Source organism: Pseudoalteromonas sp. Ld20, from assembly GCF_045064175.1.
Taxonomy (GTDB): domain Bacteria; phylum Pseudomonadota; class Gammaproteobacteria; order Enterobacterales; family Alteromonadaceae; genus Pseudoalteromonas; species Pseudoalteromonas neustonica.
Genome location: NZ_JBISHB010000046.1, coordinates 177,094 through 192,515, shown reverse-complemented (window position 1 = coordinate 192,515; position 15,422 = coordinate 177,094). Strand labels below are relative to the sequence as shown.

Annotated in this window: 13 protein-coding genes; 7 read left to right on the top strand and 6 right to left on the bottom strand. The window is 39.6% G+C overall.

The window, feature by feature from the left end; all coding sequences use genetic code 11:
* Positions 1–31 precede the first annotated feature (31 nt).
* Positions 32–1,435, top strand: a complete 1,404-nt coding sequence (locus tag ACJJVX_RS21045) for an ABC transporter permease (protein ID WP_405633423.1) — start codon at positions 32–34, stop codon at positions 1,433–1,435.
* Positions 1,436–1,924: 489 nt separating this feature from the next.
* Here the strand turns inward: ACJJVX_RS21045 and ACJJVX_RS21040 are convergent, their stop codons facing one another.
* Positions 1,925–2,089: a hypothetical protein gene (locus ACJJVX_RS21040; RefSeq protein ID WP_405633399.1), complete on the bottom strand. Its 165-nt coding sequence runs from the start codon at positions 2,087–2,089 to the stop codon at positions 1,925–1,927.
* 83 nt (positions 2,090–2,172) lie between these two features.
* Here ACJJVX_RS21040 and ACJJVX_RS21035 point away from each other — a divergent pair, with 83 nt between their 5' ends.
* Together ACJJVX_RS21035 and ACJJVX_RS21030 are read left to right on the top strand one after the other, a co-directional pair.
* Positions 2,173–2,619 (top strand): REP-associated tyrosine transposase, encoded by a 447-nt coding sequence (locus tag ACJJVX_RS21035; RefSeq protein WP_169326692.1) that lies wholly within the window; start codon positions 2,173–2,175, stop codon positions 2,617–2,619.
* Between the two features lie 169 nt (positions 2,620–2,788).
* On the top strand, positions 2,789–3,037 hold the full coding sequence (locus ACJJVX_RS21030; RefSeq protein WP_405633396.1) for a hypothetical protein: 249 nt from the start codon (positions 2,789–2,791) through the stop codon (positions 3,035–3,037).
* On the opposite strand, the gene ACJJVX_RS21025 is transcribed toward ACJJVX_RS21030, so the two are convergent.
* From ACJJVX_RS21025 to ACJJVX_RS21010, 4 genes are all read right to left on the bottom strand, one after another.
* Positions 3,034–3,570 (bottom strand): sugar O-acetyltransferase, encoded by a 537-nt coding sequence (locus ACJJVX_RS21025; protein WP_405633393.1) that lies wholly within the window; start codon positions 3,568–3,570, stop codon positions 3,034–3,036. The two genes, ACJJVX_RS21030 and ACJJVX_RS21025, sit on opposite strands and share 4 nt — an antisense overlap.
* A gap of 182 nt (positions 3,571–3,752) precedes the next feature.
* Entirely contained in the window at positions 3,753–6,146 is a 2,394-nt protein-coding gene (locus ACJJVX_RS21020; RefSeq protein ID WP_405633391.1) for an ABC transporter permease, read from the bottom strand.
* On the bottom strand, positions 6,140–6,844 hold the full coding sequence (locus ACJJVX_RS21015; RefSeq protein WP_054205812.1) for an ABC transporter ATP-binding protein: 705 nt from the start codon (positions 6,842–6,844) through the stop codon (positions 6,140–6,142). The genes ACJJVX_RS21020 and ACJJVX_RS21015 overlap by 7 nt, the downstream gene beginning before the upstream one ends.
* A gap of 8 nt (positions 6,845–6,852) precedes the next feature.
* Entirely contained in the window at positions 6,853–8,079 is a 1,227-nt protein-coding gene (locus ACJJVX_RS21010) for an efflux RND transporter periplasmic adaptor subunit (RefSeq protein ID WP_405633389.1), read from the bottom strand.
* 188 nt (positions 8,080–8,267) lie between these two features.
* Between ACJJVX_RS21010 and ACJJVX_RS21005 the strand changes: the two genes are divergently transcribed.
* The 4 genes from ACJJVX_RS21005 to ACJJVX_RS20990 all read left to right on the top strand — a co-directional run bounded on the left by ACJJVX_RS21005 (position 8,268) and on the right by ACJJVX_RS20990 (position 14,496).
* Positions 8,268–10,322 carry a winged helix-turn-helix domain-containing protein gene (locus tag ACJJVX_RS21005; RefSeq protein WP_405633387.1) on the top strand — a complete coding sequence of 685 codons (2,055 nt, stop codon included), beginning with the start codon at positions 8,268–8,270 and terminating at the stop codon, positions 10,320–10,322.
* A 156-nt stretch (positions 10,323–10,478) separates the two neighbouring features.
* Complete coding sequence (locus ACJJVX_RS21000; RefSeq protein WP_054205815.1) at positions 10,479–11,249, top strand: DeoR/GlpR family DNA-binding transcription regulator; 771 nt, start codon at positions 10,479–10,481, stop codon at positions 11,247–11,249.
* 123 nt (positions 11,250–11,372) lie between these two features.
* Positions 11,373–13,193 carry a glutamine--fructose-6-phosphate transaminase (isomerizing) gene (gene glmS / locus ACJJVX_RS20995; protein WP_405633384.1) on the top strand — a complete coding sequence of 607 codons (1,821 nt, stop codon included), beginning with the start codon at positions 11,373–11,375 and terminating at the stop codon, positions 13,191–13,193.
* 112 nt (positions 13,194–13,305) lie between these two features.
* Entirely contained in the window at positions 13,306–14,496 is a 1,191-nt protein-coding gene (locus ACJJVX_RS20990) for an alpha/beta hydrolase-fold protein (RefSeq protein WP_405633381.1), read from the top strand.
* A 77-nt stretch (positions 14,497–14,573) separates the two neighbouring features.
* On the opposite strand, the gene ACJJVX_RS20985 is transcribed toward ACJJVX_RS20990, so the two are convergent.
* Complete coding sequence (locus ACJJVX_RS20985) at positions 14,574–15,368, bottom strand: AraC family transcriptional regulator (protein ID WP_054205818.1); 795 nt, start codon at positions 15,366–15,368, stop codon at positions 14,574–14,576.
* Positions 15,369–15,422 lie beyond the last annotated feature (54 nt).

The following is a 15,422-nucleotide window of genomic DNA, read 5'->3' as shown; positions in this document are numbered from 1 at the left end:
TTTTCGTTTATTTATCTATGAATCTATTTTGATGACAGGTTGTGCGGTGGTGTTGTCTTTGGCATTTGTTGAGCTGACTTATGGTTACTTTAATCAGTTAGTCGAGACACATATATTGTTCGTACTCAGCAAGAGTATGGTGCTGATGGCTGTTTTAGTTACCTTAGTAATAGGATTACTCAATGGTGTATATGCAGGGGTAGTTGTTGCGAATGTTGATGTGAAATTATTAGTAAGAACACATTATCAGTACCATTTAAGTTTGCTAGTGAAGGGAGTACTGAGTTTTCAAGCAGGCTTGGCGATATTGATCTTTATCGTCTTTATAATTGCCCAGTTACAGCTGGAGTTTGTTGCTAACATGGATGTGGGTTATCAAACTAAAAATAGACTCATAGTTAAAAGTGTACCAGCCACACAACTATTTGAAAAAGATAAAACACAACTAATATCAGCAATTGCTGATTTACCAGGCGTTGATTCAGTTACTGCAACCGACATTAATATTACAGAGCAAGTACGAGGAGGAGTTCAATTAACTTGGCCAAATGGTCAGGTAATTGAAGGTGTCGCGCCTTCCGTTGTAACTAGCTTTAATGTTGTTGAAGCATTAGGCCTTCACTTGTTAGCAGGCAGAGGCTTTAGTGAAGAATTTCAAAGTGATTGGTATCAAAAAATGCCTGATGGCTCTGAGCAAGTGGCGTTAATTGTTACTGAGTCGATGGTTCATTTAGCGGGTTACAAATCATTGCAGGACGTGATCGGCATGACGCTTACCAATGCTGATTCAAATTTAAATGCGACTATTGTCGGCGTTGTCGCAGATGTTAAGGTAGGTTCAGCTAAGCAGGAAATGATACCCCTTTCTTTTAATCTTGCACGTAGTTACATTCCGAATGGCAATATAGTCATTAAAGTAACTGACGCAGCTTCACATACAGATTTAAAAACGCAAATTGCGGATGTATTAAAATTGCGCTTTTCAATCCTTGATATAGAAGTAAGCGCGCTTGCAGATGATTATGCAAAAAATTACAAAAATGAGCGTCGCATAATTACGTTATCACAATGGTTATTAATTTTGAGTACGGTGCTAACCCTTATAAGCCTTGCGGTATTAGTTTCTCAAACGGTACTCTCGCAACAAAAAGATTTGGCCATTAAAAAGGTGTTGGGCGCACCCATCATGCAATTAGTAACAGGGTTGAGTTTGTCTTATTTAAAACTTGTGTCACTGAGCTTAGTAGTAAGTATACCTCTAGCTTATTGGTTAACAGATAATTGGCTAAATAGTTTTAATGACCGCATAGGGCAACCTATTTGGGTTTATGCTGTGGCTACATTAGTTGTGGCAGTAATAACTTGGCTTACGGTAGCAACTATTGCTTTCAAAGCCGCGAGCGCACGGCCATCGCTTACTTTACGCTATGAATAGATAAGTCGTTATATAAAATTAGTTACAACCTTTTAACTAAGGCCTTTCGTTTACCGAGAGGCCTTTTATATTCTTGTCGCCATAAAGCACGACCTACCTGTAGGACGTGCTTGAGCGCGAAAAGGTGAATTTGGCTGCATATGCTGTGTCGCCATAAATGACGACCTACCGTAGGACGTGCTTTAGCGCGTAAAGGTGAATTTGGCTGTTTATGCTGTGTCGCCAAAAATGACGACCTACCTGTAGGGCGTGCTTTAGCGCGTAAAGGTGAATTTGGCTGTATATGCTGTGTCGCCATAAATGACGACCTACCTGTAGGGCTGCTTTAGCGCGTAAACGTAACTTTGCTGTATATGTTGTGTCGCCATAAATGACGACCTACCGTAGGACGTGCTTTAGCGCGTAAAGGTGAATTTGGCTGTTTATGCTGTGTCGCCATAAGTGACGACCTACCGTAGGGCGTGCTTTAGCGCGTAAAGGTGGATTTGGCTATTTATGCTGTGTCGCCATAAATGACGACCTACCTGTAGGACGTGCTTTAGCGCGTAAAGGTGAATTTGGCTGTTTATGCTGTGTCTCTATAAATGACGACCTTCCTGTAGGACGTGCTTTAGCGCGTAAAGGTGAATGTAGTTGTTTATGTTGTGTCGCCATGAATGACGACCTTCCGTAGGACGTGCTTTAGCGCGTGAATAGGCTATATTTTACTTCTGCTTTAGGAAAAAGGAATTTATCAAATGAGCTGGAGTAACTTAAAGAAAGGGCGTGTATCAATTCAATCAGGTGAGTACTTTATTACTTTTACGAGCTATCGCAGAGAAAGGATATTTAGTAGCTCTGATCTTGCCAATACTTTTTGTAGATGTATTGCTAGTAATGAGCTCAAGTATCAATGCCGTTGGTTAACTTGGGTTTTAATGCCTGATCATTTCCATGGTTTATTGCAATTAACATCGAGTGAATTAGGAGTAACAGTGGGTCATTTAAAAGGTGCATCTGCTCGGGAAGTTAATAAAGTGCGCAATAAAAATCAGCCTGTTTGGCAAAGAGCGTATTATGATCATGCGCTGCGAGAAGAAGAAAATAGGATTGCAATAGCGAGGTACATTGCTGCAAACCCTTTGAGGCAGAAATTGGTCACTAAAATTGGTGATTATCCGTATTGGAATTCAGTATATTTGTAAACTTAATATCGCAGTGAGTTGTCGCCATAAATGACGACCTACCTGTAGGGCGTGCTTTAGTGCGTAAAGGTGAATTTGGCTGTTTATGCTGTGTCGCCATAAATGACGACCTTCCTGTAGGGCGTGCTTTAGCGCGTAAACGTAACTTTGCTGTATATGTTGTGTCGCCATGAATGACGACCTTCCTGTAGGGCGTGCTTTAGCGCGTAAAGCTGAATTTGGCTGTATATGTTGTGTCGTCATAAATGACGACCTTCCTGTAGGACGTGCTTTAGCGCGTAAAGGTGAATGTAGTTGTTTATGTTGTGTCGCCATAAATGACGACCTACCTGTAGGGCGTGCTTTAGCGCGTAAACGTGAATTTGGCTGTTTATATTCTTGTCGCTATAAATGGACTGCCTACGATCAATGTTTTTAAATATCTCTAATTTTTACTGCGGGATTACCTGCAACTACTGTATTTTCGGCAATATTTTTGGTGACGACAGACCCTGCGCCTACTACAGCGTTATCGCCGATGGTGATGCCCGCCAAGACTATAACCCCTGCGCCAATCCACACGTTATTGCCTATCGTTATTGGCGCTGCAAAGTTTTCTTTTTGTAGCCTTTGTTTAGGCTCAACTGCATGAGACACCGCTAATAGCTGAACATTTGGGCCAATTAAACAATCACTGCCAATGGTAATGACTCCTTCAATTATTGGTGCATCTAACATAGTGCAATTAATGTTTATAAAAGTACGATCACCAATTTGCATTTGCGAGCCATAATCACAATGAAACCCAGCTTCAATAATTACACCCTCCCCGCACTGCGCAAACAGCCCTTTAATACGCTTTAAATTACCTTTACTTGGGCTTTTGTTAAATAAGCGGCAGATTTCATGAGCGGCTTTGCGCTCTTCAAACAGTGGTTTTGCTAGGCTATTGAATTGAGTTAGATGAGTCATCGTTTTAGGGAGTTAATGAGTATGCATTGATGATAAAGCAAAATTGGCTGCTAACCAAACGGGGCTACCTGTTGTTGTTGACAGTGAGTGATTCAACATCACCCGACTTTACGAAAAATAGATTAAAGTCGGGTGCCTATTTATAGCTTTATTTATGGATATAAAGCGCTTGAGTCTTATTTTCACTCATTTCGTAACGCCTTTATTGGATCTTGCTGTAACGTTTGGTTGATCGGAAAAAAGCTGGCAAGTACTGATATAGCTAATAATCCTAACCAAATGGCCATTGTTAACCACCAGTTTATAGGCAGGTCAACCCCAGGTAATGACATACAATAGCCTATAATTAAAAATGCCAACGAAAAAGCTAATACTAAGCTCATTGTTATAGGTTGCATAAGCTCTAATAAGCTTTCTTTTAGGAGCCTATAATTGTCAGCCCCCATAGAAAGTTTTACGCCTAAGCTATATCTGCGAACTTTAACTAAATAGCTAACAATACCGTTTATGCCAATACACACCATCAGCAGCGATGTTGATGCCAACACAATAGCCAGCCATGCTGCATTTAAGTGACGTTGCCTTTTATCATCAAACAAACTTGTTAAAGAGGCGATGTTATTAATGTCTAATCGTTGGTCTACTTCTAATACCGCTTGTTGAATATGGGCAATTGCATTACTTTCATCTGAAACAGTAATTAAATACGTAAATTGTTGCCAGCCAGGATAATCTTTAGGTGTAAACACTTCAAAGTCTTCACTTTCAGGGCTACCCGGTACATAGGTGTTGCTGACAATGCCTATGATTGAGTAGTATTTTTTATTGTCAAAACTCACTTTGCTATTGAGTACATCATTACTGTTTTTATTAAGTAAGTCCGCAAGGCGTTGGTTAATAATTATCGGTGGGTTTTCGAGTTGTTCATCCCCCTTGGCAAAGCCTTTACCCGTTATCGTGAAGTTAAGTTCAGTGAAATAATTGGCAGTTACCAAGCTATTCCGTGCTTGGGCAATATACTGTCCGGCTTCGTTATATATTTGATTGACGTTAACCGTTTTTGGTAGCCTCATTTCGGACGAAACAGCTAAGCTGCTCACATTATTAAGCGCCAGCAACCTCTGACTAATTGCTTTGTGTAAATTAATGCGTTCGCTGGATTTATCAATATTGCTGTAATTAACGGTTAGTGAGTACTTGCCTTGAGTGTTAATGCCGTTATCTCTAAGTGCTTCTGATAGTGTAACGAGCACGACGTGACTGGCGGTGGTTAATACTAAAAACGAAAACAAAATTTGCAAACCAACAAGTAAGTGGCTGGTGGCAGAACTCATTTGTTTACCGGTGCCTTTACCGCTGCTTTGTAGGCTGTTCATTAGGTTTTTTTCTTTAACAACACTGAGCTCTATGAAGGAGTAAAGTGAGGCAATGCTGATAATTAGAAATGCTGAAAACAGCAATGTATTAATGCTTAAAGACAGAGTATCTAAGCGTTGAATGGCATCGGCTGCTAGGTTTTGAATAACCATAAAACCGATTTGAGTAAAAGTTAAAGCCAATAACACCGCAATACTAATGAGTAAAACATTATGTTTGAGTGTTTCAATAATGAGCTGTTTTTTACTGGCACCAAAAGCAAAGCTGATTGCAAGCGGTTTGATACGTGTAATAGCTTTTGCAAGCTGCATACTAGAAAGGTTGATAAGTGCAATGAGCATTAATAAACACACACCTAAGAGCAGCATGAGTACAATTTTACCGCTGTCGCCCCTAAGTGCATCATTAAATGCAGTAACACGTGCATCCACAGTAAAGTCTTTTAAAATATTAGGCGCGTGCAACTGCGCCCCTTTGAGCGATAAATTACTTAGTTGTTTACTAATTTCTTGCTCTGAGGTTGCGGGTTTTAATCTAACAACGTTTTTGTATGCGCCCATAAAACCGTTAGATGTTTTAGGGTTGAAGGCTTCGTCAGCATCAATTGGTAACCAAATTGCGTTATTTATCTTGCTGTAATCAGGTAGTACAAGGTTATCGGGAGCGACGCCAATAACCGTGAAGCGACGTTGATTAAGTTGTATTTTTTTACCAACAATATTAGGGTCACTTTTATAGTGGGTTTGCCAAGCGCGGTAGCCTAATACGACCGACATTTGCTGAGTGCCGAGCGCTTCTGATTTGTTAAATAACCGACCAAGTTTTGGTTTTACGCCGAGTAAATCAAATAAATTATATGAAGCGAGAATGACATCTATTGCGGGTCTACTGGGTTTATCTAGTAGCTTATAATCAGTCCACTTATGATAAGTAGCGACATCAGTAAAAACAGTGTTTTCGTGCTGAATGTAGCTCATTACTTTTGAGTTACTCGCAGGCCCTGAGTAACCTTTAGAGTTAATGGTGCCTTCAAGTAAATATAAGTTATCGCTTTGTTGATAAGGCAACGGTGAGAAAAACACTAGATCAACCAAGCTAAATGAACTAAGCACCATAGAGAGCGTTAATGCCAGTGTAAATACAGTAGTAAAATAATATTGTTTGGCACGTTTAAAGGTATTGTAGGCAGTTTTTAACATGACTGAGCAACCTGTTCTACATTTGCAGTAACCACAGTGCCATCTTTTAGCTGAATACTCCGCGTAGCCATGTCGGCATAACGCGGATCATGGGTAACCAATACAATCGTTGTACCTTGCTGATTAAGGTCTTTTATTAACGCCATGATTGCATCGCCATTTTTTGAGTCCAAGTTACCTGTCGGCTCATCGACCAGCATGATGCCAGAATCACCAGCTAGTGCGCGTGCAATTGATACGCGTTGTTGCTGACCACCAGAAATTTGATTTGGGTGTAAATCAGCTTTATCAGCCAGACCCACCTTTTCAAGACAATCTAACGCTCTTGCATGACGTGATGATAGCGAGTCACCACGATATTTTAGTGGCAGCGCAACATTTTCAAGTACGGTCATTTCGTCAATTAAGTTAAACGATTGAAACACAAAACCAATGCGATTACCGCGTACTTTCGCACGTTGGTTTGAGTCCATATCAGAGACCAGCAAACCGTCAATGTAATATTCACCGCTTTGAGGAGTGTCAAGCAGGCCCATAATGTTAAGCAGTGTTGATTTACCACAACCCGAAGGCCCAGAAATAGAGATAAACTCGCCGTCATATACGGTAAAGCTAATTCCTTTTAAAATTTGACTTACTTGCTCACCGTTCGCAAAAGACTTACTTAAGTTATTAACTCTTAAAATTTCAGTATTCATGTTTTTCCTTAACCAGCAATTTTTATTGTTGTTGTTTCTGCGGGGATATCTAATGTAGAAATAATAACCTGTTCGCCAGGCTCTAGCCCTGACAACACTTGGATCAGTTGGCCAGATGCTTTGCCGTATTGCACGTCAACTTTAACTGCTTTGTTATCCAGTGTGAGTTTAAACAATGAGCCATAGCTGCCTTCGCTTGCACCGGTTGGTTGCTTAATATAATTCACATTTTTTTGTACATTGGCAAAAATAGTCGCATCTACTTGTTGCATGGGCTTCATGGTGTCTGATTCTGAAGCTTCAAGTTCAATATCAATTTGCACAGCACCGTCGCTGATCACAGGATCTACACGCACCACTTGACCGCGTACTTGATCATTCAACGTACTAATTTGGGCCGTCATACCTATTTGAATTAAATGAGCTTGAATTTGCGGCACTTTTATTTCACCAACCAAAGGAGAAAGGCTACCTATTAGCGCCAGTTCAGAACCCGCAGTGACGCTTTGCCCTAAACTTAAAGGTAAGCGCTGAATAACACCACTCATCCCCGCTTTAACAGAAAGTTGCTCTACCATTAATTTTGCGACATCAAATTCGTCCTGCGCCTGGGCTATTAAGTCATCTTGAATCGATAGGGCTTCTTTTTGCATCAGTGTTAACTTATCAAGTTTTGATTCCTCAAGCTCAATACGCTTTATTAACTGTTTGGCTTCCAGCTCATTTTTCTTGGCGCTGATCCCGGAAACAATGCCTGATTTAGCCAATGTGCGCTCTGCTTCAACTTGCAGCATGGCTATTTCAGATTGTGCTTTTAGCTCAGATACGCTTGATTCGTTATTTAGCATCTCACGCTGTTGTAGTAATACGGTTTGCCGCTTTTGGGTTTTGGCATTTTTAAGTTTTGCTAATGCCAAGCGCAGCTTACTTTCTAGTTCGGGGTTATTTAAAGTGAGGATCACCGTGTCATGGTTAACCACAGCACCTGCTTTGAGTTTTATTTCGTCAACCACAGCATTGCTAGTTGCAGTGAGTAGTCGTTTATTGATTGATTGCAATGACCCGTAGCCATCAACTTTAATTGAAAAATCACCACGCTCAACCTTTGCAATAGTGACAGAGTCTTTTGATATAACTTCGGCATTATCTGCAAAGCCTAATTGCCAGCCAGAGATAAGCATAACGGCAGATAAACCTATCAACCCTTGATAGATTAGTTTAGATGTAAGTTTCATAGTTATTCCTTTTTCAACGAAAATACTCCAACAAATTAATTAGGCAATAATACATAAATAATTTTACTGTAACTAAGTTGTAACTATGTTTTAAATCAATAGGTTAAATGGTTGTAGTAATGAAAAATTGCATAGGTTATGATTGGGCTAAGTAAAAACAATGGGTCGTTAAAAGCTGCAATGGACGTATGTTGATTCAATTAGGTGAGTATTATTTAGACACAGACGAAATGTCTCTTCGAGTTAATGAGCAATCTGTTGTGCTAGAACCAAAAGTTTTTGCTGTATTGATGTATTTTATTGAGCATCATGAGCGTTATATATCAATAGATGAATTGCATGAAAATTTATGGAAAGACCGCTGTGTATCAGATGCTGCGGTAAGACGGATTATAAGCAAAATTCGCATAGTGTTGAATGATGACCATAAAAACCCTAAATACCTTCAATCTCTCTCTAAGCGCGGGTATAAATTAATTTGTCCTGTCTCTAAATTTTCTACATTGTCAGTCTCAGAAGGCAGTAAAAAACTGAGCTCCACAGAAAGTAACAACACAAAAAAAACGAAAACTTTTCTGCTTTTTGCAATTATAGCTTTATTGATTTCGTCAGCCTATTTTATATATGAAAATATTGATGACGAATCACATGTCGTTACAAAAGTTATAGACTCGATTATCTCTGATAAAAAAGCGCTGGTAGTTTCAAATGATGGTCGGTTTATCGCATTTACAAGTAAATTAAGACGTGGAAATGACTATCAAATTTATTTAAAAGATCAAGATAGTCAAACAGTAAAAGTGCTAGTTGATGATACAAGGTTACCTGGGGGCTTAGCTTTCTCACGTGATGGAAATTACTTATTCTTCTCTGATAATGTCGGTGATGCAGCATCATTAAAGCGGGTAGCTCTTAAAAGTAAAGAATATGAAATAGATGTTTTAGTGACACATTTTTATTTTATCTCTGATGTTTTTATCGATAAAAATGAAAGTAAGGTTATTTATTTTTCAGCTCAAAAAAGTAGAGAAAGCGCAATGCTTATCTATAAATTCAATACTGACGCTGGTTTGGTAGAAGAAGTGACCTCTGTCTCTCAAAAAGGAGAACATGATAGCCGAGCTGATATTTCACCAGATTCAGGTAAGTTGGTTGTACTTCGAGTTTATATGGATAGTAAGCGTAATTTTATTCGAGTTTTAGATTTAAAGGCGGGCAGTGTACTTTTTCAGTATGATCAAAATGAGGTTATTTATGATGTTCATTGGCTTGATGATGAACACATTGTTTTATTAGATGATAAAAAGCTAGCTAAAATAAATGTTAAAACTGGGCGTTTAGATGAAATCTCCACTACAGGCCAAGGTATTATCTCACTTGATGTGGTGATCCCAAACATGCTATTTGCTATTAGAGATACCTATGGAATCAGTACAATTACTGAGAAAAAATTGCCGTTAAGTAATTTTAAAGATATCGAATTGTTTCGCAGTGAGCAATCAGGGCAACGTCGTATTGTAGATTATCAACCATTGGGAGATAAGGTTTGGGCGATCGAGAAACTAAAAGGTATAAGCGATTTAGCTTCTTATAAAAAACAAAAGCCAAAGGAAAAGGTGGTGTTTTTAAGTACGAAAAAGTCGCTTGAGCTGATAGCACCCTCTCTGTCAGGGCAATATGTATTAATTAAACTCCAAGGTCGTATCGCCATACTCAGTACGCTTAATAATAATCTGACCTATATATCTAAAACGGATGAATTAATTGGCGATATTGCTTTCTCAGAAGATGAAAAATCTATTTTTTACACCAGAAAAAGTAATGGTGAATGGTTGGTTTTTGAATACTCTATTAAGGAAGAAACAGAATCCATTCTTTTTGAGGGATATCGTTTCGTCCGACAATTTAAAGGCGGTTATATCTTAGGTGATAATACAGGCAAGTTGTCTCGTTTTAATGTTAATTTAAAAACAATAAAACCACTGCAGATAACTGTTTCAAAAGAAAAAAACACTAACTGGGATGTTGTAAACGGTAAAATTTTCTGGAGCAGCCACAACTTAATAAATACAACATTCAATGAAATCGATATAGATGATGTTGATGGCTCTAGCCTAAGCTCTAAAACGTTTGACTTTAGTGTGATCAGACCAAATTTTTATGTGGACAAAATAAATAATACGGTTGTAGTTGAACGTTTAGGTAGTAGGACTAGTGAAATAATTACAATTGAAATTCAGTGAGTGATTGTAATGCAATAGTTTTAAATGCGTTTTAAATCCACTGTTTTGGGGTTAATTAAAAGCGCATTTTGCGCTTTTTTTGATCTACGGCTTGCCATTTTATTAGTTTCGTTTAAAATCTTGTAACTTTCGAAACGAAACTTAATAAATTACTTTATGACAAAACGAAACACTCAGCAACGTCGCCATACAATACTTAGCCAAGTAAATGAGCTAGGAGAAGTTGCTGTTGAAGCATTGGCTGAACAATTTCAAACCTCTGAAGTAACCATTCGTAAAGACCTAACAGCGCTTGAAAAAAGTGGACTATTATTACGCCGCTACGGTGGTGCAATTGCACTACCTCAAGAGATAGTTGCAAATAGCGATGAGAAAAGCGATTCACTTCGCAAAATGGCAATTGCACAAGCGGCTAGTAACCTTATAAAAGATCACAACCGCATTATTATAGATAGCGGCCGTACAACAGCAGCGATGATCCCTGAGCTTGCTAAAAAACGTGGTTTAGTGGTGATGACCAATGCAATAAACGTAGCTAACCGTTTGCTTTCTTTAGAAAATGAACCAACACTTTTGATGACCGGTGGCACCTGGGACCCTCATTCAGAATCCTTTCAGGGGCAAGTAGCTGAAAACGTTTTGCGCTCGTATGATTTTGATCAGCTTTTTATTGGTGCCGATGGCATCGATGTTGAAAGAGGCACTACCACCTTTAACGAGTTAGTAGGGCTTAGCCAAGTAATGGCTGAGGCGGCTCGTGAGGTAATCGTGCTAGTTGAGTCTGAAAAAATAGGTCGTCGAATTCCTAATTTAGAACTGCCTTGGCAACGCGTTACAACTTTAATTACCGATAGCAACTTGGCGCTTGATACTCGCCAAGCAATTGAAGCATGTGGCGTGCAGTTGATCTGCGCCGAAGTAAATTGACCTGAAAAGGTAATAATTTCAGCTCATAATAGGCCGACAACACCAATTATGGGCATTTAATATTTAACAACACATACAACCCAAGGTGAATACATTGGGTAACGTGCAAAAATGGAGAATACTATGTGTGGAATCGTTGGGGCAGTTGCAGAACGCCCAGTAAATAAAATTTTAGTTGAAGGTTTAAAACGTCTAGAGTACCGCGGGTACGACTCAGCTGGCGTGGCACTTTTAAACGGCAATACGCTAAATACCGTAAAAGCGGTTGGTAAAGTAGTAAACCTTGAAAACGCACTTAATGAAGCGGGCGTTAAAGGCACTACCGGCATCGCGCATACACGTTGGGCTACTCACGGCAGCGTGACTGAAGCAAATGCGCATCCGCACATTTCAAATAGCGAAATTGCCTTAGTACATAACGGTATTATTGAAAACCACGCAAGCTTGCGTGAAGCGCTTAAAGGCGACGGTTACGAGTTTTTATCAGACACCGACACAGAAGTAATGGTGCACTTAATTCATCAACTTCGCCAGCAACACACAACCTTGCTTGCAGCAGTTCAAGCCGCTGTAAAACAGTTTGATGGCGCATTTGGTACAGTGGTATTTGATAAAGCCAACGATAACGAAATTATTGTAGCGCGTTCAGGCAGCCCACTTGTAATAGGCTTAGGCCTTGGCGAAAACTTTATTGCCTCTGACCAGTTAGCATTATTACCAGTAACACGCAGCTTTATTTACCTTGAAGAAGGCGATGTAGCGCGTATTACCCGTGACACTGTGGAAATTTTTGATGTAGACGGCAACGCCGTTGAACGTGAAGTGATTGAGTCAAACATCACCCAAGATGCGTCAGGCAAAGGTGAATACCGTCACTACATGCTTAAAGAAATTTACGAACAGCCACTTGCTGTACGTAATACACTAGAAGGGCGCTTAAACGACGACCGCGTTGCCATTGATGCCTTTGGCGACAGCGCACAGCAAATTTTTAAAGACGTTAAACACGTACAAATTATTGCCTGTGGTACGTCTTATCATTCAGGTATGGTTGCCCGCTACTGGCTTGAGCAATTTGCAGGCGTAAGCTGTAATGTAGAGATTGCCTCTGAGTTCCGCTATCGTGAGTCTTTCGTGCATGAAAATAGCCTACTAGTGACAATTTCACAATCAGGTGAAACAGCCGATACGCTAGCAGCACTTCGTTTGGCTAAACAGCAAGGTTACATGGCTTCAATGACCATTTGTAACGTACCGGGCTCATCACTAGTACGCGAATCTGACCTTGCCTTTATGACTAAAGCAGGTGCTGAAATTGGCGTAGCTTCAACAAAAGCATTTACCACGCAACTAGTTGGTTTGTTAATGCTTACTGCATCTATAGCGCAAGAAAAAGGCTTAGATCAAAGCGTAATCGTTAACGCGATTAAAACCTTACCAAACAAATTAGAAGAAGCATTATTACTCGCTGATGGCATTGCTGACTTAGCTGAAGAGTTTGCCGACAAGCACCACTCACTGTTTTTAGGCCGTGGTTCACAATACCCAATTGCGATGGAAGGCGCGCTTAAACTTAAAGAGATTTCATACATTCATGCAGAAGCATACGCAGCAGGCGAGCTTAAACATGGCCCATTAGCACTAATTGACGCCGACATGCCAATTATTGTTGTAGCACCAAACAACGAATTGCTTGAAAAGCTTAAATCAAACGTAGAAGAAGTACGTGCTCGCGGCGGCATCATCTATGTATTTGCTGATAAAGATTCAGCCTTTGCATCTGACGACACGATGCGTGTGATCAACGTAAACCACGTAGATGACGTGATCGCCCCAGTGGTATATACAATTCCACTACAGTTGCTTTCGTACTACGTAGCGGTAATTAAAGGCACTGACGTAGACCAACCACGCAACCTAGCTAAATCGGTTACTGTTGAGTAAAATCAATGGGTTAATAAAACTTTATTAATTTTAAAAAAAGCGCATTGAGCGCTTTTTTTGTTCCTGAAACTCTGCTAGCTTAAGTAACTCATTATTCTCTAAGGGATTAGTTATGCGTTTACTCACCGCTCTGTACTTTGTTAGTTTTTGTATTTTTAGTTCACACAGTGCCTTTGCACAACCTGATACTAAACAACAAACCGCTGATTACTCTGTGCACACGCACACGATTAAATCGGCTGTATTAAACGAACAGCGCACCGTTGTAGTTCAGTTGCCTAAAAGCTATCAAGCTGAGCCAAATAAGGTGTATCCAGTTATTTATCGCTTAGATGGAGCGGGTAATATACCGCTTGCTAGTGCTATTATTGAGCGTTTACAAAATGATAATCGTGCGCCTGAGGTTATTATTGTCGCTATTGAAAACACTAATCGACTTAGAGATATGTATCCTACAGTGAATAAAGAGCCGCAAGGTCCGGTTGGTGAAGGGGGCGGCGCAGCAAAATTTTTAGCGTTCTTTGAACAAGATCTTATTCCTTTAGTTAATAATAATTATCGTACGCATGACTATAAAGTGATTTCTGGCGCATCTGCTGGTGGTGTATTTGCGCTGTATGCGTTGCAGGCAAATCCTGAACTGTTTCAAGCGCATATTGCTTATAGCCCTGCGGTTTGGTGGAATTATGGCGCAATGGTAAAAAGCACAAAATCGTTTATAACTAAAAACAAAGAGCTTAACAGCTACGTTTACATCAATATTGGCGAAGAAGCCGGCATAATGCGTGAAAGGTATGATGAACTACAGCAATCACTACAATCGCCTAAAGTGCGGGGGTTACGCTTTTTTAATGATGCGTTTGATGGCATCTCGCATAACCTGACTTCCGCTGCTGGGGCATTTAATGCCTATTACCACTTATTTCTACCTAAGCAAATGCCAATGAGTGCTTTAACTGACGATTTAGCCTCTATTGATGTTTATTATCAAAACTTATCTCAGCAATGGGGCGAGCAAATTTCGCCACCAGATCGTGCTGTTAGATCACTCGGTTATAACTTAACGGGAAGCAAGCAGTTTACTCGTGCAATTGAGGTGTTTAAGTACAATTTAAAAAACCACCCAAAATCAGTCGATGCGCTTTCAGCCCTATCTTATGGCTATGAAATGCAAGGTGACACTCGCCAAGCGCTTGCACAGATGGAATCTGCTTTAGCGATTGCAGATGACTCATATCCTTATGTAGATTACTTACAAGATACACGCATTCGGCTAGAAGCTCAGCTTAATAAAAACCTGTAATATAAGCAGGTACTTAATTTTTCGATATTTTATCGATAAAAAGTCCTATTATGCATCCAGTAGTTCTAAATGATTTTTTAAATTTTCAACGTTAAGTTATGAGCTAAGCTATCGCGACGATATTTACTCGGGGTCTGATTAAATAATTTTTTAAATGCGTAAATGTAAGCTGAATCAGAGGTATAGCCTAACTCTAATGCAATATCTTGAATCGAACCCTTTGAATCCAAAAGTTGTAAAGATAAAACGAGTCTTATATTTTGCCGCCACAATGAGAAAGATTGATTAAATTCTTTTGCGCAAACTCTCGATAAAGTGCGTTCTGATGCCCCTACTTTTTTAGCCCATTCTTTTAGCGTGAATGACAAATCAGGTTGTTGCTTAAGTTGTTTGAAAATTGCTAGCAGGCGTTTATCGGTTGGCAGTAATAATGGGATGTCATAACTATTAGCCATGACAGTTTGATCTCTGAGCACTAGTAATAAATGAGTAGTATTGGATTCGGATTGTTGGCTCATTTCATTTTCAAACAAGAGCAATATGAGCTGTTTAATGAATGGAGTTACAAGGCAGGATTTAGCTTCACTTGCATACTCTACCCATACATCAGGATTAAGATAAATGGCTAAAAACTCAGTATTCGTAACTGCTACAGATTTATGAGACGTGTTTGCGGGTATGTATAGCATTGCATTGTGAGGCACGATTATGCTTTTACCACCAATGCTTGATTGTAGTAAACCTTTAAATGGGAATACTATTTGATGCCATGGGTGTGAGTGAAAATCATCAACGTAACCAGCAGGCATATGAATTGTTTTTGTTATTAGCTGTTTATGAGTATAACTTTGGATTAGCTCGTTAGCTTGCATGGTGACGGTTTATCGATGTTTTGTGTCTGTTAGTATAAAACGCATAGCTCTGAT